18 protein-coding genes, 1 tRNA gene and 1 other RNA gene are annotated in these 24065 nt (G+C 67.8%); 6 read left to right on the top strand and 14 right to left on the bottom strand.

What is annotated here, in order from left to right; genetic code table 11:
- Window positions 1-5 precede the first annotated feature (5 nt).
- From ACT3S6_RS08220 to ACT3S6_RS08230, 3 genes are read right to left on the bottom strand one after another with little or no spacing between them, the layout of a single operon-like run.
- Window positions 6-1496 (bottom strand): NAD-dependent succinate-semialdehyde dehydrogenase, encoded by a 1491-nt coding sequence (locus tag ACT3S6_RS08220; RefSeq protein WP_444554522.1) that lies wholly within the window; start codon window positions 1494-1496, stop codon window positions 6-8.
- Entirely contained in the window at window positions 1493-4531 is a 3039-nt protein-coding gene (locus tag ACT3S6_RS08225; RefSeq protein WP_444554523.1) for an FAD-binding and (Fe-S)-binding domain-containing protein, read from the bottom strand. Before ACT3S6_RS08225 ends, ACT3S6_RS08220 begins: the two co-directional genes overlap by 4 nt.
- Window positions 4532-4548: 17 nt before the next feature.
- Window positions 4549-5820 carry an aspartate aminotransferase family protein gene (locus tag ACT3S6_RS08230; RefSeq protein WP_444554524.1) on the bottom strand — a complete coding sequence of 424 codons (1272 nt, stop codon included), beginning with the start codon at window positions 5818-5820 and terminating at the stop codon, window positions 4549-4551.
- Window positions 5821-5885: 65 nt separating this feature from the next.
- On the opposite strand from ACT3S6_RS08230, the gene ACT3S6_RS08235 reads away from it, so the two are divergent.
- The gene (locus tag ACT3S6_RS08235; RefSeq protein WP_444554525.1) at window positions 5886-6884 is read left to right on the top strand and encodes a D-2-hydroxyacid dehydrogenase; all 999 of its coding nucleotides are present in this window, start codon (window positions 5886-5888) and stop codon (window positions 6882-6884) included.
- Here the strand turns inward: ACT3S6_RS08235 and ACT3S6_RS08240 are convergent.
- From ACT3S6_RS08240 to ACT3S6_RS08250, 3 genes are all read right to left on the bottom strand, one after another.
- The gene (locus tag ACT3S6_RS08240) at window positions 6881-7300 is read right to left on the bottom strand and encodes a hypothetical protein (RefSeq protein WP_444554526.1); all 420 of its coding nucleotides are present in this window, start codon (window positions 7298-7300) and stop codon (window positions 6881-6883) included. The two genes, ACT3S6_RS08235 and ACT3S6_RS08240, sit on opposite strands and share 4 nt — an antisense overlap.
- Before the next feature lie 515 nt (window positions 7301-7815).
- Window positions 7816-8352, bottom strand: a complete 537-nt coding sequence (locus tag ACT3S6_RS08245) for a nucleoside deaminase (RefSeq protein WP_444554527.1) — start codon at window positions 8350-8352, stop codon at window positions 7816-7818.
- Window positions 8353-8428: 76 nt separating this feature from the next.
- On the bottom strand, window positions 8429-9715 hold the full coding sequence (locus tag ACT3S6_RS08250; RefSeq protein ID WP_444554528.1) for an aspartate kinase: 1287 nt from the start codon (window positions 9713-9715) through the stop codon (window positions 8429-8431).
- Between the two features lie 236 nt (window positions 9716-9951).
- On the opposite strand from ACT3S6_RS08250, the gene ACT3S6_RS08255 reads away from it, so the two are divergent.
- Window positions 9952-10971, top strand: a complete 1020-nt coding sequence (locus ACT3S6_RS08255) for an ABC transporter ATP-binding protein (RefSeq protein ID WP_444554529.1) — start codon at window positions 9952-9954, stop codon at window positions 10969-10971.
- Window positions 10968-12185 (top strand): ABC transporter permease, encoded by a 1218-nt coding sequence (locus tag ACT3S6_RS08260; protein ID WP_444554530.1) that lies wholly within the window; start codon window positions 10968-10970, stop codon window positions 12183-12185. Before ACT3S6_RS08255 ends, ACT3S6_RS08260 begins: the two co-directional genes overlap by 4 nt.
- Before the next feature lie 97 nt (window positions 12186-12282).
- Here ACT3S6_RS08260 and ACT3S6_RS08265 read toward each other — a convergent pair whose 3' ends face one another.
- The 4 genes from ACT3S6_RS08265 to ehuB form a co-directional block, all read right to left on the bottom strand.
- The gene (locus ACT3S6_RS08265; protein ID WP_444554562.1) at window positions 12283-13068 is read right to left on the bottom strand and encodes an amino acid ABC transporter ATP-binding protein; all 786 of its coding nucleotides are present in this window, start codon (window positions 13066-13068) and stop codon (window positions 12283-12285) included.
- A gap of 46 nt (window positions 13069-13114) precedes the next feature.
- Window positions 13115-13783: an amino acid ABC transporter permease gene (locus ACT3S6_RS08270; RefSeq protein ID WP_444554531.1), complete on the bottom strand. Its 669-nt coding sequence runs from the start codon at window positions 13781-13783 to the stop codon at window positions 13115-13117.
- Window positions 13780-14508 carry an ectoine/hydroxyectoine ABC transporter permease subunit EhuC gene (gene ehuC / locus ACT3S6_RS08275; protein WP_444554532.1) on the bottom strand — a complete coding sequence of 243 codons (729 nt, stop codon included), beginning with the start codon at window positions 14506-14508 and terminating at the stop codon, window positions 13780-13782. Before ehuC ends, ACT3S6_RS08270 begins: the two co-directional genes overlap by 4 nt.
- Window positions 14509-14591: 83 nt before the next feature.
- Complete coding sequence (gene ehuB / locus ACT3S6_RS08280; RefSeq protein WP_444554533.1) at window positions 14592-15536, bottom strand: ectoine/hydroxyectoine ABC transporter substrate-binding protein EhuB; 945 nt, start codon at window positions 15534-15536, stop codon at window positions 14592-14594.
- A 355-nt stretch (window positions 15537-15891) separates the two neighbouring features.
- Here ehuB and ACT3S6_RS08285 point away from each other — a divergent pair, with 355 nt between their 5' ends.
- Complete coding sequence (locus tag ACT3S6_RS08285; protein WP_444554534.1) at window positions 15892-16662, top strand: GntR family transcriptional regulator; 771 nt, start codon at window positions 15892-15894, stop codon at window positions 16660-16662.
- 141 nt (window positions 16663-16803) lie between these two features.
- On the opposite strand, the gene recR is transcribed toward ACT3S6_RS08285, so the two are convergent.
- The 4 genes from recR to ffs form a co-directional block, all read right to left on the bottom strand.
- On the bottom strand, window positions 16804-17400 hold the full coding sequence (gene recR, locus ACT3S6_RS08290; protein WP_444554535.1) for a recombination mediator RecR: 597 nt from the start codon (window positions 17398-17400) through the stop codon (window positions 16804-16806).
- Window positions 17401-17442: 42 nt separating this feature from the next.
- A complete protein-coding gene (locus ACT3S6_RS08295) occupies window positions 17443-20574 on the bottom strand; it encodes a DNA polymerase III subunit gamma and tau (RefSeq protein WP_444554536.1) in 3132 nt (1043 codons plus the stop codon).
- A 28-nt stretch (window positions 20575-20602) separates the two neighbouring features.
- Window positions 20603-21529, bottom strand: coding sequence for a tRNA glutamyl-Q(34) synthetase GluQRS (gene gluQRS, locus ACT3S6_RS08300; protein ID WP_444554537.1), 927 nt, complete (start codon window positions 21527-21529; stop codon window positions 20603-20605).
- A 31-nt stretch (window positions 21530-21560) separates the two neighbouring features.
- Window positions 21561-21657, bottom strand: an RNA gene (ffs, locus tag ACT3S6_RS08305) — signal recognition particle sRNA small type.
- 168 nt (window positions 21658-21825) lie between these two features.
- On the opposite strand from ffs, the gene ACT3S6_RS08310 reads away from it, so the two are divergent.
- Window positions 21826-21910, top strand: a tRNA-Ser gene (locus ACT3S6_RS08310).
- Between the two features lie 152 nt (window positions 21911-22062).
- The gene (locus tag ACT3S6_RS08315) at window positions 22063-24027 is read left to right on the top strand and encodes an aconitate hydratase (RefSeq protein ID WP_444554538.1); all 1965 of its coding nucleotides are present in this window, start codon (window positions 22063-22065) and stop codon (window positions 24025-24027) included.
- Window positions 24028-24065 lie beyond the last annotated feature (38 nt).

The raw sequence follows: 24065 nt of genomic DNA on the forward strand, positions 1-24065 counted from the left end.
GACGCCTAGCGGCGTGGCATGGCCATGTACTTGGTTTCAAGGAACTCCTCGATCCCGACCCGGCCGCCCTCGCGTCCGAGTCCCGAGGCCTTGATGCCGCCGAAGGGTGCCGCCGGATTGGAGACGATGCCCGTGTTCAGTCCGACCATTCCCACTTCGAGGGCATCCCCGACGCGGAAGGCCCGATCCAGGTCCTGGGTGAAGAGGTATCCGGCCAGCCCCCAGGGGGTGTCGTTGGCCATCGCCACGACCTCCTCCTCGGTCTGGAAGGGGATCAGCGGGGCCACGGGTCCGAAGATCTCCTCGGTCATCAGGTGGGCCGAGGGGTCCACGCCGGTGAGCACGGTGGGGGAGTAGAAGTAGCCGGCCCCCTCGGGGCGGGAACCGCCGCAGACCACGCGGGCGCCCTTGGCCACCGCGTCGTCCACCAGTTCCTGGACCTTGGTCAGTGCCTTGGGCTCGACCAGCGGGCCGACGTCGGTGCCGTCAAGGGCACCGTTGCCGACGGTGAGGGCCCCCAAACGCCGTGCGAGCTTGTCGGCGAATTCCTCGGCGACGGAGGACTGCACGAAGATCCGGTTCGCTGCGGTGCAGGCTTCGCCCATGTTGCGCATCTTCGCGGCGAACGCCCCTTCCACCGCACGGTCCAGATCGGCGTCCTCGAAGACGATGAGTGGTGCGTTTCCGCCCAGTTCCATCGACGAGCGCATGACGTTCCGGGCTGCCTGTTCCAGCAACCGGATGCCGACCCCGGTGGAACCGGTGAAACTGACCTTGCGGGCGATCCCCGATTCCATCCACGGGGTCACGACCTCGGAGGCGGATTTGGTGCACACCACGTTCAGCACCCCGGCGGGCAGACCCGCTTCGATCAGGATGTCCACCAGGGCCAGCGAGGACAACGGGGTCAGATTGGCTGGTTTGAAGACCATGGTGCAGCCGGCGGCGATGGCTGGACCGATCTTGCGGGTGCCCATCGCCAACGGGAAGTTCCAGGGGGTGACCAGCACGCAGGGCCCGACCGGTTCCTTGGAGACCATGATCCGGTTGGCCCCGTCCCCGGTGACCATCTGGTCCCCGCCGATGCGCACGGCCTCCTCGGAGAACCAGCGGAAGAACTCGGCGGCGTAGGCGACCTCGCCGCGGGCTTCGGCCAACGGCTTGCCCATCTCGGTGGTCATCACCAGGGCCAGCTCGTCCTGCCGGGCCATGATCAGGTCGTAGGCCCGGCGCAGGATCTCGCTGCGCACCCGCGGGGGTGTGGCGGCCCAGTCCTTCTGGGCGGCGCCGGCGGCCTCGATGGCCCGCCGGGCGTCATCGGCGTTGCCGTTGGCCACGGTGGTGATGACTTCCTCGGTGGCCGGGTTCACCACGTCGAAGCGCCGCCCGGAGGAGGATTCGACCCATTCACCGTTGATGAACAGGTCGGTGCTGATGCCCGAGACGGCACGACGGGCTGACTCGGCGACGGATGAGCTGGAGGTCTCGGTGGTCATGGGTGCTCCTTCGGGTGGGTGGTGGTACGTGCATGGTCGGTGGGTGGGGCGGGGTCGAGCAGTTCGGCCAGATGCAGGCCGCGGCGGCCGGCGTCGAGCTGGGCGACCTGCATGGTGCAGGAGAAGCCGTCGGCCAGGACCGGGACCTCCGCCGTGCTGTCGGCCATGGCAGGGGCCAAGGCCAGATCGGCGACCTTCATGCTGACCTCGTAGTGGTCGGCCTCGAAGCCGAAGTTCCCGGCGACCCCGCAACAGCCGGTGGCATCGGTGACCTCGGCGACGCCCAGGGCGGCCAGGGCCCGGCGTTGGACGGCGGCGCCGAAGACCGAGTATTCGTGGCAGTGGGTTTGCAGGACCACCGAGGCCGGGACGGGGGCCGCCGGCTCGGGGGTCCACCCGTCGGCGGCCAGGGCGGCGACATGTCCGGCGAAGCTCCGGATCCGGGCCGCGACCCGGCGGGCCGCCTCGGTGTGGACGAGTTCGGGCAGGTCCTTGGACAAGGCGGCGGCGCAGCTGGGCTCGATGACGACGATCGGGCGTTCGGTGCCGTCATCCAGGACGCGGGCCGCTTTGCTCAACAGGCGGCGGGCGGTGCCCAGCTGGCCGGTGGAGATATAGGTCAACCCACAGCAGGCCTCCGCCGAGCAGGTCACCGGCTCCCCGGTGCCGACCATCACGCGGGCCGCGGCCCCGGCGACCTCGGGGCGGAAGCCACGGCTGAAGGTGTCCACGAACAAGACGGCACCCGCGGTGCCCTGCCCGGCCCCGGCGTCGTTCCCCGCCGCGACCCGGGATCCCGGGGATCCGGAACCGGAGAGCGTGCGGGGCGGGCCGATGCGCCGGCGCGGTCCGGCGGCCAGGGCGGCGTCGACCTCGCGGCGCCAGGCCGCCCCGGAGGCGAAACGCGGCAGCGCCCGCTTGGTCGTCAGCCCGCCGGCGGCGGAGACGAGCTTGCCCAGCGGGGAGCCCATGACGGCGTTGACCAGCGGGGCGACCCGTCCGGTGATCTTGAGCCACCGCGGCAGCCAGCCCAGCGAGAAGTGCGAGAGCGGGCGCATCCGCCCGGCGTAGTAGTGGGAGAAGAACTCGGATTTATAGGTGGCCATGTCCACCCCGGTCGGGCAGTCGGTGGAGCAGGCCTTGCAGGACAGACACAGGTCCAGGACCTCGCGGACCTCCTTGGACTTCCAGCCCTCCTCGACGGTCTTCGCGCCGCGGACCATGTCCTGCAGCACGCGGGAACGGCCGCGGGTGGAGTCCTTTTCATCCCCGGTGGCCCGGTAGCTGGGGCACATCACCCCGCCGGTGGCCGAACGGCAGCGCCCGATCCCGATGCACCCCTGGACCGCGTGGACGAACGGATCGAGTCCGTCCCCGGTGGCGCCCGAGGCGGGGGTCAGATCGAAGCTGGTCCGCCACTGGCGTGCGGGCACCCCGGCCAGCAGCAGATTCTCGTCGAAGGCGTCGGGACTGGTCATCACCCCGGGGTTCAGCAGCCCCGTCGGATCCCAGATGGCCCGGAAGTCCTCGAAGGCGGTGAGCATTGCCGGGGAGTACATCAACGGCAGGAACTCCGAGCGGGCCCGCCCGTCACCGTGCTCGCCGGAGAGCGAACCACCATGGGAGACCACCAGCGCCGCGGCGGCCGCGGTGAATTCGCGGAAGACCTTCCGGCCGGCGTCGCTGCGCAGATCGTAGGTGATGCGCACGTGCATGCATCCGGCGCCGAAGTGCCCATACATGACCCCCTGGAGCCCGTGCTCGGCCAACAGATCACGGAAGTCGGAGAGGTAGTCTGCCAGGCGTTCGGGGGCGACGGCGGAGTCCTCCCAGCCGGGCCAGGATTCCCCGCCGGTGGACAGCCGGGCCGAGAGCCCGGCCCCGTCCTCACGGACCCGCCAGAGCGAGGCGCGTTCGGTGGTGTCGGGGACGACCCGGCCGTCGACCATCCGCCCGATGCCGCGCAGCCTTTCGAGCAGTTCGTCGGCCTGGGCCTGGACCGAGGCGGGGTCGGTGCCGTCCAGATCGATGTAGAGCCAGGCTTTGCCCTCGGGCAGCCCCGTGACGGAGTCCTCCCCGCGCCGTGACTTCATGGTGGCCACGATGGCGTCGTCGATGCCCTCGACGGCCGCCGGGGAGAACTCCAGGATCGTTTCGATGTCCCGGGCCGCCTCGACGACGTCCGGATAGCCGACACAGAGCAGCAGCGCGCTCGCCGGTTTCGGCACCAGGGCCATCCGGGCGCGGACGACCAGGGCGCAGGTGCCTTCCGACCCGACGAAGGCCCGGGCGATGTTGAAGCCCTTCTCCGGCAACAGGTGCTCCAGGTGGTAGCCGGAGACCTGGCGCTGGATCCGTCCCAGATCGGTGCGGAACCCGGCAAGGTTCTCCTGCGCCAGACCCTCCAGTGCTTCGGTCATCCCCGCAGCGCGACGCACCGCGGCGACGTCGTCCGCGTTCGTGGCGCGGATCCCGGTGGCGGTGGCCGTGAGCCGGATTCCCTCGACGGTGACCAGATCGATCTCCACGACGTGGTCGCTGGTGCGCCCGTAACGCACCGAGTGGTTCCCGCAGGCGTCGTTGCCGATGGCACCGCCGACGGTGGCCCGATTCTTCGAGGACGGGTCGGGGGCGAAGGTCAGCCGGCCGGAGGTGTGGGCCTCAATGCGGGTCGAGAGCGTGGCCAGCACCATCCCCGGTTCCACGTCGACCCACAGGTTCTCCTCGTCGATGGCCAGTAGGTCGTTGAAGTAGGGCGTGGTGTCCAGCACCAGACCCGGGCCCACCGCGTTGCCGGCCATCGAGGTGCCGCCGCCCCGCCCTGTGAGCGGAGTGCCGGTCCCGTGGCAGGCCTGGACGATCGCGGCCACCTGATCGGCGTCGTGCGGGAACACGACGCCGATCGGCTCCACCCGGTAGTTGGAGGCGTCATAGGAGTATTCGGACAAACGCCTCGGCGAGGTGTCGACCTCGATTCCCGCCTCGTGCAGGATGGCCGTCACGGCCGGGGGGCTCGGTGGTGCGATCTGGGTCACGGGGGGTGGATTCCTGTCTACGTCCGGCTTAGGGAGCGTTCGGTTACGGCGGAAAGTGCTGCCTCGAAGCGTTCCAGTCCGAGGGTGATCTCCTCGGCGGTGGCGACGAGGGCCGGGATCAGCCGCACGACGTTTCCGTGCGGGCCACAAGTCAGCGTGAGCAGACCGTGTGCGGTGGTCTCCTGCTGCAGGGCCGCCGCCGTCGCCGCGTCGGGGGCACGGTCGGCGGTGCTGAATTCGATGCCCTGCATCAGACCCAGTCCGCGCACGTCGCCGATCGCCGGGAACCGGGCCTGCAGATCCTTCAATCCGGCCTGCAGCTGGTCCCCGCGGATCCGGGAGTTCTCCACGAGCGACTCGTCCTCGACCACGGCCAGGGTCGCGACCCCGGCAGCGGCGGAGACCGCGTTGCCGCCGTAGGTTCCGCCCTGGGAACCGGGCCAGCCCTTGGACATCAGCTCGGTGGAGGCGGCGATGGCGGAGATCGGGAAGCCCGAGGCGATGCCCTTGGCGGTGATCAGGATGTCAGGGGTCGCGGTGGAGTGCTGGTGGCCCCAGAACTTTCCGGTGCGTCCGACGCCGGCCTGCACCTCGTCGATGATCAGCAGGATGCCGTGCTGGTCGGCCCGGGCGCGCAGACCCTCAAGGAAGCGCGGCGGGGTGGGCAGATAGCCGCCGTCGCCCAGCGCCGGTTCGATGATGAAGGCCGCGGTGTCGTTGGGCGCGGTACGGGTGGCCAGCAGGTAATCCAGTTCCTGCAGGGCGAAGTCGACGGCGGTGTCCACATCCCAACCGTAGCGGTAGGCATACGGGAAGGGGGCCATGTGGACCCCCGCCATCAGCGGGGCGAAGCCCGCGGAGAACCGGGTGCCGGCGCTCGTCAGCGAGGCCGCGGCCACGGTGCGTCCGTGGAAGCCGCCCTGGAAGGAGACGATGTTCGGCCGAGCGGTGGCCATGCGGGCCAGGCGGAGCGAGGCCTCGACCGCTTCGGCGCCGGAGTTCGCGTAGAACACCGAGTCCAGTCCGGTCGGCAGCTTTTCGCCGAGTTTTTCGGTCAGTTCCAATAATGGCTGATGCATGACCGTGGTGTTCTGGGCGTGGATGATCTTGCCGCACTGTTCCTGGGCGGCGGCCACCACGCGCGGGTGGCAGTGGCCGGTGCTGGCCACCCCGATGCCGGTGGTGAAATCCAGGTACTCGTTCCCGTCCGTGCCGTAGATCCAGGAACCGAGGGCGTGGTCGACCACTACGGGGGTCGCTTGCTTCAACAGGGGGCTCAGTGAGGTCATATGCTCATCGTGGAGGCCCCCTCGGTAGATTGTCAACAATCTTTCGGGCCGGTAGCGTAGGTGACGTGAAACACGATGATTCCCCCCGTCCCCGCCTGGCACTGCTCACTGCCGCCGGCGTTCCCGAACCCCATAATCTGGCAGAGATCCGGGAGCGCGCCGACGTCGTCGTCACCGACGCCGATGGCCTGGCAGCGGCGCTCGAAGGCGCCGATGCCGTCCTGCTCTGGGACTTCTTCTCCTCCGCCCTCAGCGACGCCTGGCATGCCGCCGGCACGGTGGACTGGGTGCATGTCGCCGCAGCGGGCGTGGACGCCATGCTCTTCGACGGGCTGCGGAAGGCCCCGGTGACGCTGACCAACGCCCACGGGACGTTCTCCCAGCCAATCGCCGAGTTCGTGCTGGCGTCAGTGCTCGCCCACGATAAGCAGTTGCACCGCAGCAAGGCCCTGCAGCGCGAACGGACCTGGAAACACCGTGAACTCACCCGCACCGCAGGGTCCCGGGCCATTGTGGTGGGCACCGGGGGCATCGGGCGGGCCACCGCGCGGTTGCTGCGGGCCGTGGGACTACAGGTCGAAGGGGCCGGACGCAGACCACGGGACAACGACCCCGACTTCGGCACCGTGTACACCAGCGACCAGCTGGCGGACCGGGTGGGGGAGGCCGATCATCTGGTCATGGCCGCACCGCTGACCGAGGCCACCCGGGGTATCGTCAACGCCGAGGTGTTGGCCGCGATGAAACCCGGCGCCCATCTGGTGAACATCGGACGCGGGGCTTTGGTGGACGAACCGGCACTGATCGAGGCACTCCGGGCCGGGGAAATCGCCGCCGCGTCCCTGGACGTCGTCGCCGTGGAGCCGATGCCGGTGGACCACCCGTTCTGGGACATGGACCACGTGCACATCTCGGCTCATATGAGTGGGGACGTGCACGGATGGCGCGATGAACTGGCGGACCAGTTCCTGGCCAACCTCGATGCCTTTATCGCCGGCAGGGACTTGGCGAACGTGGTAGATAAGGACCGGGGCTACGTATCCACCGCGCCGGCGTCGTCCTAACGGCAGCCAGGAGCGATCCTGTGACCCATAGCAGCGCCCACTGGGCCAAGAAGAGTTCCGGCTAGTCCGCGAGCGGGGCCGGGGAAGGAGCTCGGCTCGCGGCGCACTGCGAAGCCGTGGGGGATGAGGTCGCGGGGCAGCTCGTCGGCCAGGCCTGTCAGGACGGTCCTGGACTTCTCTTGTCCAGTGTCCCGGTCGTAGCCGATGATGCGGAATTCGGAGCCATCGTTGTTATCCACCAGTTGGACGACTTCCGTGGGGGTGAACACCACCGTGGACGAGGCCGAGTCAGTGCTTTTCCCCTCTACGTCGAAACGGCGCGTCGTTTCTCCGGTTTCCAGGTCGGTGGAGAGTAGGGCGTTCTCCAGGAGTGTCTGCTGATACTCTCCGGTCTTCGCATCCCCACTGGATAGCACCGGTTTCGGTTCCCCCCAGGGCAGCTGAACCGACGTTGGAGATGAAGTAGACGTCGCCGTCCACGCAGGGTGCATCAGCGGCCACTGCGTTCTCGTTGGCGATGTTGCTGGTACCTGCTCCGTGCTCGGTGTGGTCCTTCGTTCCCGGTAACTGCGCGAGGATCATGGGCTCGGTTTCAGGGTCCCCGGTGGGTGAACAGGGGGCGGTGGCGCGGCTGGCCCCATAGACGATTTCGTCGCACTGGGCCGTTCCAGAAGAGGTGCCCCAGGTCCACGCCGTGGGTTCCTCCAAGATCCGTGCTCTATCGGCTGAGAGAGACCACGAACGTGGATTACCCGAGGTTGTCGACCTCAGTGGATGCCAAATCCTGTTTCGCCGAGCCGCCGACGCACCCGGTCATGGTCAGGGCCAGTGCGGTTCCCAGGGCGATGTTCCTGGCTCGAACTCGAGTCTTCCGGTGATGGTGCCGATCTCTTGGTGTGTGGGCGGCCGTAGCGGAGGACCGGGGGAATCGTTACTCGGCGATACCAACCAGCCGCGCCTGCAGGGAGCGGATCTCCGCGGTGAATTCAGGGACCGGGCCGATCACTTCAACGCCCGGGGCGACGGTGTTGATCGGCAACGGTGCCACCGGGCCGGCGGGAATGCCCCATTCGCGGTGCCAGGCGGTGAGTTGTTCGGAGCTGGAGGCCATCACGATGGTCCCCAACCCCACCCAGGCGTGGGCTGCGCTGCACATCGCGCAGTGTTCGCCCGAGGTGTAGACCACCGCCTCACGGCGTTCGGCCGGGCTGAGGTGATTTGCTGCCCACCGGGCGATGGCGATCTCGGGGTGGCGGGTGTCGTCGCCGTCCTTCACCCGGTTGCGGTCCTCGAAACGGACGGTGCCTGCCGCGTCGACCAGGACCGAGCCGAAGGGGTGGTCGCCGTCGTCCAGCGCCTCACGGGCCAGCTCCACGCAGCGGCGCAGATGGCCACGGGCGGTCTCATCCAGCCCGGGGTCATTGGTTCCGGTGCCGCGGTGGTTGCCAGCAGAAGTATTCGCGTCCATGCCGCCAACCTAACAGGAAAGGCCCGGCCTCCCTCGTGAGGGGGGGGGAGGCCGGGCCCGTGACCTGCGGGAGGCTTTAGCGGCCGGAACCGCCGTGGACCGTTGCCTCGGTCTCACCATCGAGTTCGAAGGCTCCGTGGACGGCGCGCACCGCGGTATCGAGCAGCTCGGCGTCGGTGACCACGGAAATACGGATCTCCGAGGTGGAGATCATGTCCACGTTCACTCCGGCCTGGTGCAGGGCCTCGAAGAAGCGGTAGGAGACGCCGGGGTTCGACCGCATGCCGGCACCGATCAGCGAGAGCTTGCCGACCTGGTCGTTATAGGAGATCTCCTCGAAGCCGATATCGGCTCGGGCCGCTTCCAGAGCGGCCATGGCTTCGGCGCCCTCGGCGCTGGGCAGGGTGAAGGAGATATCCGTCTTGCCGGTTTCGGCCTTGGAGATGTTCTGCACGATCATGTCGATGTTGACGTTGGCGCCGGCGATCACGCCGAAGATCTCAGCAGCGGAGCCGGGGACGTCGGGGACGCCGACCACAGTGATCTTGGCTTCTGAACGGTCGTGGGCCACGCCGGAGATGATGGGCTGTTCCATGGTGTCTCCCTCTTGGAGCTTGATGTTGTCTTCGGGGCTGGGCAGCACCCAGGTTCCCTCATGGTCATTGAAGGATGAGCGCACGTGCAGTGGCACCCCGAAACGGCGGGCGTACTCGACGCAGCGCAGATGCAGGATCTTGGCTCCGTTGGCCGCCATCTCCAACATCTCCTCGCTGGAGATCACATCGATCTTCTGGGCGGCATGCACGATCCGCGGATCCGAGGTGTAGATCCCGTCGACATCCGTGTAGATCTCACAGGAATCGGCACCGAGGGCGGCGGCCAGGGCCACCGCGGTGGTGTCGGAGCCGCCGCGGCCCATCGTGGTGATGTTGTTGGATTCGCGGCTCATGCCCTGGAACCCGGCCACGATGGAGATGTAGCCGCGGTCGATGGCCTGGCGCACGCGATGCGGGGAGACATCGATGATGCGGGCCTTGCCGTGCACCGCATCGGTGATCATGCCGGCCTGGCTGCCGGTGAAGGACACCGCCTGGCTGCCGGAGGAGTTGATCGCCATGGCCAGCAGGGCCATGGAGATGCGCTCACCGGCGGACAAGAGCATGTCCATTTCGCGGGCGGGGGGTGAATCGGTGAGCTGATTGGACAGATCAAGCAGCTCATCGGTGGTGTCACCCATGGCCGAAACCACGGCGACGACGTCGTTCCCGGCCTCCTTGGTGGCGAGGATCCGGGCCGCGACGCGTTTGATGCCTTCGGCATCAGCGACCGACGAACCGCCGAACTTTTGGACAATCAGGCTCATGCGTTTGCACACTCCACGGTGTTGGGGACAAGACGGCCGGCCGCCGAGCCGGCCGGGCACATTCTTAACCAGTGTAACGAGGCTGCGGCGTGGTGCCGTGTTCGAGTGACTGTGAACCGTCATGATTCGCCCCGGGATCATCCCGTGGGGTGACTGCCCCTGCCACGAACCAACGTAGGATGATCGGCACGATCACGGGGCAGAAGCCACCGTGGCGCAGTCTGTCAGGAGGGGTGATGGGCATCCAGGAAACCCAGTACGACGGCGGTGCTCCGGCACGGACACCGGAGGCCGGAACGGGGGTGGTTGCCATCGGCTTGGCCCGCTCCTTCGGAACCATCCGCGCGGTCGAGGCCATGGATTTCACGGCGCGGCCCGGGGAAGTCACCGCATTGATCGGCCCCAACGGTTCGGGCAAGACCACTTTGCTGCTCATGCTTTCCTCGCTGCTGGCCCCCGATTCCGGGAGCATCAGCATCTGCGGCATCAATCCGGTCGATGATCCGCGGGCGGCCAGGGCCCGGCTCGGCTGGATGCCGGACACCCTGGGTGTCTGGGAGGAGCTGACCGTCCACGAGATCCTGGCGATGATGGGCCGGCTCTACGGAGCGTCCAAGGCCGATGCCGCCGCCCGGGCCCATGAGTTGTTGAAGCTGGTGAAGCTTGACGAATTCGCCTCCCGACCGGCCCGCGTCCTCTCCCGGGGACAACAGCAGAAACTTTCCCTGGCCAGGGCGTTGGTCAATGATCCACAGGTCCTGCTGCTGGACGAACCCGCCTCCGGGCTGGACCCGGGAGCCAGGATCGAACTGCGCACCCTGCTGCGTGAGCTGGCCGGGCGGGGACGCACCGTGGTGGTGAGCTCCCATGTGCTGGCCGAACTCGACGAGATGGCCGACCGGGCGGTCTTCGTTGCGGCCGGCCGGACCGTCAGCGAACAACGCGTCGACGATGCGGGGACCAGAGGGCGCCGCTATGCCATCGAAGCCCTGGACCGCGAAGCGCTGACCGACGCCCTGGAGCACGCCGGGATCGAATTCACCCTTCCGGCAGGAACCCGGCGGGCAGCGGCCGTGGTCCTCCTCGGGTCGGAGGCGGAAGCCGCGGCCCTGTTGCGCCAACTCGTCGCCGCCGGGGTGGCCGTAGTGGCCTTCGCGCCCGCCGCGGGGATCCTGGAGGAGTCCTATCTGCGCGCCGTGACCACCTCCTCGGATCCTTCCACCCGTCCAACACCAGCAGAGGAGCCCCGGCCATGAGTACCTCGACGACCACGCGCCGCCCCGACGACGAGGGCCGGGGCGGAGAACGGCGCAGTGGATCCGCACTGGGCTTCTGGGCGGGAGCCGGCACCGTCTTCCAACTGGAAAGCCGGCAGCGGATGCGCTCACGCGGCTGGTACGTGATGCTGGCCGTCTGGTTCGTCGTCACGGCACTGGTCGCCGGGCTGGCCGCGTGGACCGCCGGATCCGAAGAGGGTTTCGGGCAGGTCATGTTCGAGCTGGTCATCGGGTTCGTGCTGTTCTTCGGTCTGCTGGTGGCCCCGGCACTGTCGGCCAATACGATCACCGGCGACCGCGCCGGCGGGACCCTGGCCATCCTGCAGAACACCCTGCTCACCCCGGGGCAGATCCTCTGTGGAAAATGGCTGGCGGCCTGGGTTTCCTCGCTGGCCTTCCTGCTGGTCTCGGTCCCGATGATCATCTGGGCGATGACCTATGGGGACGTCTACCTTCCCGCCGTTCCGGTGCTGGTGCTGCTGACCGCGGTGGAACTGGGCATCGCCTGCGCGATCGGGGTGGGTATTTCCGCCCGCTCGGCACGGCCGCTGTTCGCGATCGTCGCCAGCTATCTGGTGGTGGCCCTGCTGGGGCTGGGAACGGTGATCATCTACGGGTTGAGCTTCCAACTGGTCAAGGGAACGGCCATGGCCTCCGAACAGATCTGGCCCGACGACCCCTGGGATGACGTCCAGTACAACGACCAAGGCGAAGCGGTGGACGCCCACGGGGAGGTCATCGAGGACCAGGAAGCCTACTTCGCCGAGATCGAGGAGAAGGCGGTGATGAACTACGACGGACAGGACTTCACCTGTGGCAAGTCACTGTCCCGGATCACCGTCTACCACACCGAACGGAACACGTGGCTGCTGGCGGCCAACCCCTTCGTGGTGGTCGCCGACGCGGCCCCGGTGAAGCCCCGGGCAGCAGCCGACGATTATTACGGGGAAGGGCCGATGGAGGCCGTCAGTTCCATCGTCCGTCAATCACAGCGCGGCGCCGCGGCGATGGACCCTTGCCTCGACGGGGTGAAACAGCCGGTGGTTGATGAGACCGACCTGGCCGGTACCGCCCCGCTTTGGCCGCTGGGTCTGGGAGTCCAGGTCGTGCTGGCCGCGGGGTTGCTGGAGTCGGGCCGTCGCCGGCTGCGTACTCCGGTGAAGAAGCTCGCGCGGGGGAGCCGGCTGGCATGAGAACGGCCGGGCCCCGTGAGGGGCCCGGCCGCAATGCTGCCGCGTGGGCGGTGGTATGGACGCGGGTGTTCCCATCCCCCCGGGAACACCCGCGCGACTAGCGGGTGCCGATGGTGTCTTCGCCGTCGCCGAGCACGGCGTGCAGGAAGTCCTTCGTGCGCTGGTGCTTCGGATCGCTGAACATGACCGAAGGCGAGGCCTCTTCAACGATCTTTCCACCATCGAACATCAGCACCCGGTTGGAGACATCACGGGCGAACTGCATCTCGTGGGTGACGATGAGCATGGTGATATCGGTGGTTTCGGCGATATTGCGCAGGATGCCCAGCACATCGCCGACGATCTCCGGGTCCAGGGCACTGGTGACTTCGTCCAACAGCAGGATCTCCGGGTCCATGGCCAGGGCCCGGGCAATGGCCACGCGCTGCTGCTGTCCACCGGAGAGCGACGTCGGGTGGGCGCCGGCCTTATCGGAGAGACCGACCCGTTCCAACAACTCCTTGGCCTTCAGCGTGGCCTCGCGCTTGGACTGTCCGAGCACATGCACCGGGGCTTCGATGATGTTCTCCACCACGGTCATGTTGGGGAAGAGGTTGAACTGCTGGAAGACCATGCCGATCCGTTGGCGGATGCGCTTCTGGTTCCTCTTGCTGACGGGGACCCGCTTGCCACCGCGTTCCTCGTGCGTCAGCGGCTCACCACCGACGAAGATGTATCCGCCGGTGAGCTCCTCCAACGTCATGACCAGACGCAGGATCGTGGTCTTGCCGGAACCCGAGGGACCGATGAGGGTGACCCTGTCGCCTTTCTGGACACTGAAGTTCAGGTCGTGCAGCACCACGTTGTCGCCGAAGGCCTTCTCGACATCGCGGAAGTCGATCACGGGGGAGCCAGCGCCGCCGGCACCTGCCGTCTGGGTGGCTGTTGACTCAGGTTTTGTAGGCAAGGCGCTTTTCCAATCGGCCAATGAGAAGTGAGGTCGGGTAGCTGGCCAGCAGGAAGATGATGCCCACCAGGGTGAACGCTTCGGTGTACCGGTAGGTGTCACCACCGTAGATCCTGGCGGCGTTGACCATGTCGACGACGCCGATGACCAGCAGATACGGGGTGTCCTTGAACATCGAGATCGCGTAGTTGCCCAAGGCGGGGATGGTCGCGCGCAGGGCCTGCGGGATGATGATCGCGGTCCAGGTCCGTAGCGTCGACATCGACAGGGCGGTGGTGGCTTCCCACTGCCCCTTGGGTACCGAATCAATGCCGGCCCGGTAGACCTCGGACATGTAGGTCGCGTAGTGGATCCCGTAGACGATCACACCGATCGTGATCAGATCCAAGGACAGGAAGGCGTAGGAGGCGAAGAGCAACTGGATGATGATCGGGGTCATCCGGATGACGTTCGCGATCCACTTCACCGCCTCGGACAGCGGACGGGGCAGAACCCGGATCGCCATGGCGATCACCAGCCCCAGGATCGAGGCGATCACGGTGCCCAGGACGGTGACCAACAGGGTCACCTTCACGAACTGCGTCAGCAGCGTGGGCAGGACTTCCGCGGCAGCGCTCCAGTGCCATTCGAAGGCGGCGGAAATGCCAATCATGAGGCACCTCCTGCCGGGGTGCTTGCCGGGGGCGCCGGGGAGAGTATCCGCCAGAGCGACTTGCCCTGGCCGAGCTTGTGCTTGGCCTGATGCTCCAGCGCGTTCATGAAGTACATGAGGACCAGGGCGAAGACGAAGTAACTCAGGATGCCGACCACTCCGTAGGTGAAGAGGGTTCCTGCCGTGCGTTTGACCTGTTCGAGCTGGTAGGTCAGATCGGCCAACGTGATGAATCCCACGATGGCGGTGCCTTTCATCAGGTGGACCAGCAGGCTGGATAACGAGGGGATCATCAGGGCCCAGGCCTGGGGGAAGATGATCCGGCGCATGCGTTGGATGGGACCGAGGCTCAGCGCGGTGGTGGCCTCCCACTGCCCCGTGGGTACTGCCTGGATCGAGCCGCGGACGACTTCGGCGGAGTACGCGCCGTAGTTCAGGCCTAGGGCCATCACCCCGACCAGCATCGGGTGGAGGTCAATGCCCAGCAGAGGCAGGACGAAGAAGAGCCAGAAGACCTGGACCACGAGGGAGGTCCCGCGGAAGAACTCGATGACGACGCGGGCGGGGATGCGGAATCCCTTGGCGGGGCTGGCTGCTGCCAGACCCAGGATCACGGCGAGGATGAAGGCGGCGATGGCGCCGAAGATCGTCAGCTCAATGGTGACTACGAGACCGTCGAGCAGGCGGGGCATGGCCTCGCCGATCGCGGCAAATTTCTCGTCCACGAGGGATGGGCTCCTTCTGGTGCGGGGGACGGGCTAGCAGCGCTGCGGCCGACCGAAAGGCCGGCCGCAGCGAGATGTTGCTATTACTCGTCGTCGGGAGCACCCTCACAGAGCTGTTCGGTGGTCATGTCCTTCGGCGGCAGGTTCTCTGCCGTGAAGCCGAATTCACCGACGACATCCAGGTAGGAGTCCTCGGATTCGGTGACCTTGGCCAGGCCCTCGTTGTAGGCCTCGCGCAGTTCGTCGTCGCCCTTGGCGAAGACGGTCGAGCCGGCACCGAGCTGCTTGACGCCGTCGATCTCCTGGACGAACGGGTCGCCGACGGAGATGTTGGCATCCGGGTTGTCCTTGGCCATGGTGGTCAGCGAGATCGCGGTCATGGCGAAGGCATCGGCGCGACCGTTGTCCACGGTGTCCATGCCCGTCTGTGCGTCGGGAACGGACTGGACCTTCAGACCCAGCGACTTCGCGTAGCCGGCTTCGATGCCGCCAGCGAGCACGGCGAGCTTGACCTTCTCACCGTTGTCCATCTTGGACTTGATCGTGTCGAGGTCGTCGAGACCCTTCGGGTTGTCCTTCTGGGTCATCACGGCCGTGGTGTACATGATTTCCGGATCGGCGAAGTCGGCCTCGGCGCAACGCTCGGGCAGGATCGACATGCCGGCACTGACGGCGTCGAAGCGTCCGGCCTTCAGACCGGGAATCAGTGAATTCCAGTCCACGAGCTTGGAATCGACCTTGTCGATGCCCATGTCGCCGAAGATCTTCTCGGCCAGCGCGATGGTTGCGCCGGTGGGCTTGCCGTTCTCTTCATAGGAATAGGGGACCTCGCCGGCGATGGCAACGGTGATGGAGCCCTGGTCCTTCAGCTCCTGCAGGTGGCCGGACCCGGCCTCCACGGCGCCGCTTTCGCCGCCTGCTTCGCTGTCGGTGGTCGTGGAACCGCCACAACCGCTCAGGGCGAGGGAAGCGGAAGCAAGGACGGCGCCGGTGGCCAGCAGGGACCTGCGACGGATACTGCGGATCATGGTGTACCTCTTTCAGGGATGCATTGACCGGAAGGCGACGGTCCAGCCTCCCCCTAGGAGAACGGACCGACGTCGGGCGGACCCGACCGGTTGGTACTGAGTGGTGTGAATCACGCTAGTCATGAAATAGTCAATTGACAATCCGATTTTCCAGACGTTGGATTGTCAACAATCAAGGTTCGATGATGCCTAAACCGCGGAATCCCGCGGAATTTGGGTCCTTCAGCTCAAGAAAAAGTCCGTGAAGTACTCCACAATCACGATTAAGTTACGATCGAACACCCGCGAATGCGGTGGCATGCCCCTCACAGGGACCAGTCGTCGCACTCCGAGGGCGGCAGAGAGGGAACTTCCAATGCCCATGGGGCACCACTCAACGGCACCGAACATGGCACGGGTGCAACGGTCTTCCACGGTCGACCTGATCACCACCGAGCTGCGCAATGCGATCTATGAAGGACTACTTCTGCCGGGAAGCCAACTCCATGAGTCGATCGTTGCCCAACAACTGGGCGTGAGCAGGGGATCCCTGCGTGAATCCGCCCAACGACTGGTCCAGGACGGGCTGCTGATCGCCCGCCCGGGACAGGGGCTGAAGGTGGCCACGGTCGGCGTCGACGATCTGGAGTCCCTCTACGCGGCCCGTCTGGTCATCGAAGGGGCCGCTCTACGCACCCTGGCCGGGCTTGCGGGCCGCGATGCCAGAAGGGGGCGCCTGGCTACCGTCATGGCGCTGCTGGAACGGCTGGAACATTGGGAAGCCGGGAAGGAGGTTCCCGGGTCCCCGCGCGCCATCGGGGACACGGACCTGGATTTGCATTTTGAAACAGTACGGGCCGCCGGGAATCTACGGATGGCCCACTACATGACGTCATTGGTCATGGAGACCCGGATCGCCAGCCTGGGACACCCGAGGGGCTATATCGTGCGCACCGACGTGGGGGAGGTGCATCGACAGCGTCTGGAGCTGGTGCTTTCGGGGCGGGGGGACGCCGCGGTGGAGCAGCTCAGCGAACACTTCCGGGACACCCTGGACCGGCTGACCGGGCGGGCAGCTGCGACGGTGGCCACGGCCGCCGTCGAACAGCCCGGAAAGGGCCAGCAGTTGGGACCCATCGCGACCTGAGCGCTTCCACGGGTGGAGCCGGTACCACCGGGCACCTATGCAGGAAACCCATGCCGAGCCGCGCCGGAACCGCTGCCGGGGATCCGGCCCCCGTGGCAGGAACCGACCAATCGGTCCAGGGGGTAGCCGGGACCGGGCAGGTCAGGACATGACGCGGCGGCCTTCGAAGGCCCGACCCAGGGTGACCTCGTCGGCGTATTCCAGATCCCCGCCCACGGGAAGCCCGGAGGCCAGACGGGAAATCTTGATGCCGATGGTGGAGAGCATGCGGGCCAGGTAGGTGGCCGTTGCTTCGCCTTCGAGGTTCGGGTCGGTGGCGATGATGACCTCGGTGATCTTGTCGTCGTGCAACCGTCCGAGCAGTTCGCGGATGTGCAGCTGGTCCGGCCCGATCCCCGCGATCGGGTTGATGGAGCCGCCGAGCACGTGGTAGCGACCGCGGAAGGAGCGCGTGCGTTCGACCGCCATGACGTCCTTGGACTCCTCGACCACGCACAACACGGTGTCCTCACGGCGCGGATCACGACAGATGCTGCAGGTCTCGGATTCGGTGACGTTGAAGCAGACCGTGCAGAACTTCACCTTGTCCTTGACCGCACGGATGGCATCAGCGAGCCGGTTCATGTCCTCCCGATCGGCTTCCAGGACGTGGAAGGCGATGCGTTGGGCGGATTTGGGCCCGATGCCGGGCAGCCGACCGAACTCGTCGATCAGCTCTTGGACTGCACCTTCGTACACGAAACCTCACACTGCAAAGTCGGATGACGGCTCCGGGGGAACCTAGATGATCGGGGTGCCGTCGTGGTTGCGCTCCTCGATCAGGCGGCCGTTGAGCAGGCGTTCGATCGCCGGACGGCCGACCATCCCGGATTCCTCGATGGAGATGTCATCGTCGCTGGGAATGTCCTCAACGTACGTCGATTCTACGTCCGTCCGGGGCTCCGGGGGTGTTGCCCCGCCGCCGGAGGCCATTCCTGGGGCGGACGGGGCGGACTGGTCCTTCATCCGGGCCTGGTTCAACAGCTGCTGGTACCGGCTCATCGGCTTATCGGAAACGGGCTGCGGAGCCTCCCGTTCGGGCACGGCAGGGGCCGAAGGCGGGGGGACGGCCCCGGGAGCCGGGGCCACTGGTGCCCCGAAGCCAGCCGGTGCCGGGGCTGCTGGTGTCACCGGATCGGTGGGGGCGGGGGCCGCGGGCGTGGCAGCACCTGCAGGTGCCGGGGCCGCCGGAGCAGGGGACTCTGCCGGTGTCGGGGCTGCCGGTGCGGGGGCGGCCGGAGCGCCGGCTTCCCGGGGTGCCGGTGCCGTCGCCGAGGGGGCGGCGTCGACGGGCGCAGGTGCAGGTGCGGCCGGCTCCGGACGCTGCCAGGTCTCGCCCTCCGGGGCGGTGGCCCGAGGAGTCGGGGGGTCGGCCGGTGGCGCGGCGGGTCCGGCGGGCTCGTCCCAGGGGGCCACCGGTACGGTGTCGCTGCCCCAGTCGTAGCCGCCGTCGTCCTCGGGCTCCGGGCCGAAGTCCGCGGGCCCCTCATCGGGGGTCTGCGAGGGGGCGCCGGGTGAAGGTCGGGGGCTCGGCGCTGCGGCTCGATGCTGGCGCAAGGCCGCGGCCGGGCCCGAGGCGGCCGGGGCCTGGGCCTGGGGACTGCTGTCCCCGGGAGAAGGTGCTGCCGGAGGTCGGGCCGCGGGGGCCGGCTCCGCGGATGCCGGGCCGGGGGTGTCCCGGCCCTGGGGTGCCTGCTGCGCGGGCGCGGGCCGGCTGGGCGTGGAGCGGGCGGGCGTGGGTGCTGCCGGAGCGCTGTTCGTCGCTACCGGGCCGCGGGACGCCGGCGCGGGCCGGCGCTCAGCTTTTGGGCCCGAACCACCCGCCGGAACGGAACCCCCGCCGGTGATGACGATCTCGGGTGCGACACCCAGGATGTGATTGATGGCGCCCCGGAGCAGGTCGGTGTTCTCCTGCTTGGCGGCAAAGGCCTTCATCGGTCCCGGGTTGGCGAAGGCGACCGTCAAGGTCCGTCCGTCGAATCCGGCCAGCGAGGCGTGCGGTTGGATCGTCATCCACACGAACTTCTTCTCCTGGCGCAAGGCGTCCATGATTTCCGGCCAGGCCCGGCGGAACATCTCCACCGTGCCGGCCGCGCCTCCGGCGGCGGGTTCCTCGGCGGCTGGTTCTTCAGTGGCAGGTTCCTGCGCGGCTGCCGGTTCGTTGACCGGCGCCGGGGGTTCTTCCGGAGCCCCGGAGGAGGCGGGTACGTGCTGTTCCGGGGCCGCGGAGGGCGGGGCAGCAGTTGTGGGCCCGGCGGGTGGCGCCTCGGCAGGCGGTGATGGTTGCTCGTCGACGGGACCCCAGGCACCCCAGTCGGCCGCAGACTCCTGCGGCGTGGTGGTGGATTCGGTGGCTGCCGCCGGGGCGTCCGGTGCCGGGGCAGCGGTTTGGGGCTCGGCCGGCGGCGGGGTGGCTGCCGGTTCGGTGGGGCGCGGTGCCGCGCCGTGCGGTTCGGTGGCCGCCGGCGTGGAGGCGACGGTGGGGGTCGGCTCCACGGCCTGGGGAGCGGCCTGGGCAGCGGCGGGTTGCTGGGGCTCGGGGGTGGCCGGCTGGTCCTTGCCGCGGGCGGCCCGCAATGCTTCGCGGGCCGCGGCCGCCCCCTGGGGGCCGGGTGTGAACTCGAAACCCGTGGCGGCCCGGGGCGTGCCGGCATCGGGGGCCGGGGCGTCGGCCGCTGGCTGGCCGGCCGGGACCTCGGGAACGTCCCCGGCGTAGCTGAGGCGGCGTTCGATCCGGTCCACCCGGGCATTGACGCCGCGCTCGGTGGCATCCGAGGCCGGCAGCAGCAGCCGGGCGCACAGCAGTTCGAGGTGCAACCGCGGGCTGGTGGCCCCGGTCATCTCGGTCAGGGCCTGGTTGGTGACGTCGGCGCTGCGGCTGAGTTCGGCATGGCCCAGCAGTGTGGCCTGCTGGGTCATGCGGTGCAACTGGTCCTCGGGCAACCCGCGGATGACGTGGGAGGCGTCTTCGGGCATCGCCTTGACGATGATCAGGTCACGGAAGCGCTCGAGCAGGTCCTCGACGAAACGGCGTGGATCATGCCCGGTCTGGATGACCCGGTCCACCGCCGAGAAGACGGTCGCCGCGTCCTGGGCGGCCATGGCGTCCACGACGTCGTCCAGCAAGGTGGCATGGGTGTACCCGAGCAGGGACACGGCCAGTTCGTAGTCCAGCCCCTCGACCCCGGCGCCGGCCATCAGCTGGTCCAGCACCGAGAGGGAATCGCGCACCGAACCGCCGCCGGCCCGAATGACCAGCGAGAGCACCCCGGGGGCCACGGGCATCTCCTCCTGGGCGCAGAGCCGCTCGAGGTAGGCCATCAGGGGTTCGGGCGGGACGAGCCGGAACGGGTAATGGTGCGTGCGGGATTTGATGGTCCCGATGACCTTGTCCGGTTCGGTGGTCGCGAAGATGAATTTGATGTGCTCCGGCGGCTCCTCGACGATCTTGAGCAGCGCGTTGAAGCCGGCCGAGGTCACCATATGGGCCTCGTCGATGATGAAGATCTTGTACCGGTCGCGGACCGGGGCGAAGGTGGCCCGTTCGCGCAGGTCGCGGGCGTCGTCGACGCCGCCGTGGGAGGCGGCATCGATTTCGATGACATCGAGTGAACCGGATCCGCCGGTGGCCAACTCCAGGCAGCTGTCGCAGGTGCCGCAGGGATCCGCCGTCGGACCCTGGGCGCAGTTCAGGCAACGGGCCAGGATCCTGGCCGAGGTGGTCTTGCCGCAACCACGCGGACCCGAGAAGAGGTAGGCATGGTTCACCCGGTTCTTCGACAGGGCAGCCATCAACGGGGTGGTGACATGCTCCTGCCCGATCACGTCCGCGAAGGCGTCCGGACGGTAACGACGGTAAAGGGCTGTACTCACGAGTCGAAGCCTATCCGTTCCGCCGGGCTCATTGCATCCCCGGGGTGTCCGCGGTGAACCCGCCGAACACCCACGGTTCGAGGGGAAGGCCGGCGGGGTCGAAGGAGTCCAGCGCGGCGGCCAGCGGACCACCGGGAAGCCCCAACGATTCCAACAGCAGGGACCGCACCCGGGGCGGGGGGACGCCGTCGTGGTCCAGCTGCGCCAACGTGACCGAACCGTCCCGTTTGGCCAGGCGTCGGCCCTGGTCGTTCAGGACCAGCGGCACGTGCCCGTACTCCGGCAGTTCCGTGCCGTGGAAGTCTCCGGCCAGCCCGGATAGCAGGGTGGCCAGGTACCCCTGCCGTGGGGTGGAGGGCAACAGATCGTCACCGCGGACCACCTGATCGATCCCCTGCAGGGCGTCGTCGACCACGACGGCGAGGTTGTAGGCGGGGACCCCGTCGTTGCGGACGACGACGAAGTCATCCACGACCCCGGTGTATTCCCCGTGCAGGACATCGGTGATGGTGAACTGCACGACGTCGGTGCGCAACCGCAGCGCCGCCGGACGCGTGGCCCGGCGGCTGGCCCGTTCGGCCCGGCCCAACCCGCGGCAGGTGCCCGGATAGGCCCCGGGGGCGGCATGGGGGGCCGAGGGGGCCTCGGCGATATCGCGGCGGGTGCAGAAGCATTCATAGAGCAGACCGGCCGCCTCCAGGGCGTCGATGGCCGCACGGTAGCCCTCGGGGCGTTCGCTTTGGCGGACCGCGGGGCCGTCCCAGTCGATGCCGATGGCGCGCAGATCGGCCAACTGGAGTTCCTCGGCGCCGGCCCGGGCACGGTCCAGGTCCTCCACCCGCAGCAGGAAGTCCCGGCCGGTGGAGCGGGCGAAGAGCCACGCGAGCACGGCGGTGCGCAGGTTCCCCACATGCAGTTCACCCGAGGGGCTGGGGGCGTAACGGCCGGCACCCATGGTGGCCTCCTCAACGCGCGGCGGTGGGAAAAGTAAAGACCCCTCATGCACCTGCCAGAGCCCACCTACCCTTGCTACCTTCCGGTCCTGGGGGAGTTCGACGGGATGACACCACATGAGGGGCCGACAAATAGTGTACCTGAAAACGGCTGCGACCCCGTCCCGGGCGGCGACCCGGCGGGAGGCTGCGCCGTCAACCAGTTGGCACCGGCCGGGCCAGGAGTGGGCGGGAGAGAGGGCGATTCGGTCTGCGCGGATTCTTCCGGTACGCTGGAAACTGCTCTTTTGGGCAATCTGGAGGATTCGCCTAGCGGCCTATGGCGCACGCCTGGAACGCGTGTTGGGTTCACGCCCTCGGGGGTTCAAATCCCCCATCCTCCGCGGATGCAGAAGCGGCCTCGACATCGAGAATGTCGGGGCCGCTTTTGTCTGCCCGGAAACCGGTTCCTGTCGCGGCCGTGCATTCGTGCTTACCATGGGCAGTAGGTCCGCTGCCGGGCCGGTGGCGGATAGTCAACCGGAGGGAGCCCACCATGGCCAAGCAGAGCACCAGCAGCCCAGCGCGCAATGTCGCCCAGAAGCTGATCTCATCGCATCTGGTAGACGGGGAGATGACCCCGGGGGCCGAAGTCGGCATCTCCATCGACCAGACGTTGACCCAGGACGCCACCGGGACGATGGTCATGCTGGAACTGGAAGCCATGGGGCTGGATCGGGTCAAAACCGAACTTTCAGCCCAATACGTCGACCACAACCTGTTGCAGACCGATGAAAAGAACCCCGAGGACCACCTCTTCCTGCAATCGGCGGCCGAGCGGTTCGGATTGTGGTTCTCCAAGGCCGGCAACGGCGTCTCCCACCCGGTCCACCAATCACGCTTCGGCAAACCCGGGGCCACCATGGTCGGTTCCGACTCCCACACCTGTTCCGCCGGAGCCATCGGGATGCTGGCCATCGGCGTCGGGGGCCTGGAAGTGGCCATGGCCATGGCCGGGGAACCGCTCTATGTGGCGATGCCGGAGATCTGGGGCATCGAACTGACCGGGGAACTGCCCGACTGGGTCTCGGCGAAGGACGTGATCCTGGAGATGCTGCGCCGCCACGGAGTGAAGGGCGGCGTCGGGCGGATCATCGAATACCACGGCCCGGGCCTGGCGGGCCTGACCGCCATGGACCGCCACGTCATCGCGAACATGGGCGCCGAACTCGGGGCCACGACCACCGTCTTCCCCGCCGATGAGGCGGTCCGCGAATATCTGGCGGCCGTGGGGCGGGAGGACGAGTTCCAGGAGCTGCTGGCCGACCCGGGAGCGGGCTACGACCGGACGGACTCCATCAACCTCTCCGAGCTGGAACCGCTCATCGCCAAACCCTCCTCGCCCGGCAACGTGGTCACCGTGGCGGAGGCCGCCGGCGAGGACGTGTTCCAGGTGGTCGTGGGCTCCTCGGCGAACCCCGGTCTGCGCGATTTCGCCGTGTTCGCCGAAATCCTTGCGGGCCGGCAGGCCTGCGAGCAGGTCTCGGTGGACGTGAACCCCACGTCCCGCGAGGTCCTGGCCGATCTGATCGGCGGCGGCTGGCTGACCCAGCTGGTCGGGGCAGGAGCCCGGATCCACCAGTCGGGCTGCATGGGCTGCATCGGCATGGGCCAGGCCCCGGCCACCGGCCGGAACAGTCTGCGCACCATGCCCCGGAACTTCCCCGGACGCTCCGGAACCGAGGAAGATGCGGTGTGGTTGTGTTCCCCGGAGACCGCCGCGGCGGCGGCACTGACCGGCAGGATCACCGACCCGCGTGAACTCGGCCGCACCCTGGAGCTGGCCTACCCCCGCCCGGAAATGCCGAAGACGTTCAGCCAGAACACCGATATGCTCCAGGAACCGCTCCCGCCGAAGGAGGCAGCCGAGGTCGAATTGGTGAAGGGATCGAATATCTCCAGCCTCCCCGATTTCGATGCCATCGCCGATGATCTGGATCTGCCGATCCTGTTGCAGATGGCCGACAACGTCTCCACCGACGAGATCATGCCCGCCGGATCCAGGGTGCTGCCCTTCCGCAGCAACATCCCGAAGATCGCCGAGTTCTCCTTCTCCCGCATCGACACCAGCTATCCGGACCAGGCCCGGGAGCATGAAGGCGGCCATGCGGTCATCGCCGGGGAGAACTACGGGCAGGGATCCTCGCGCGAACACGCGGTCATCGCCCCGCGCTACCTCGGATTGCGGGTGGCCGTCGCCAAGTCCTTCGCCCGCATCCACTGGCAGAACCTGGCCAACTTCGGGATCCTTGCCCTGGAATTCACCGACGCCGCCGATTACGACGCCGGGACCACGGGGCAGCGGCTGGTCATCAACGGGCTACGGGACCAGCTGAAGGCAGGCAACGAGGTGGCGGCGACGTTGGGCGGCCGGGAGGTCACCCTGCGCCATAAGCTCTCCGACCGGCAGGTCGATATGGTGCTGGTCGGCGGACGCATCCCGTCGGTGGCGCAGGGATAGCGCCGGAACCACCGGCGGCCCGGCCGCTGGTCCGGCGA

The sequence above is a fragment of the Arthrobacter sp. AOP36-C1-22 genome (assembly GCF_052377515.1).
Taxonomy (GTDB): domain Bacteria; phylum Actinomycetota; class Actinomycetes; order Actinomycetales; family Micrococcaceae; genus Arthrobacter_H.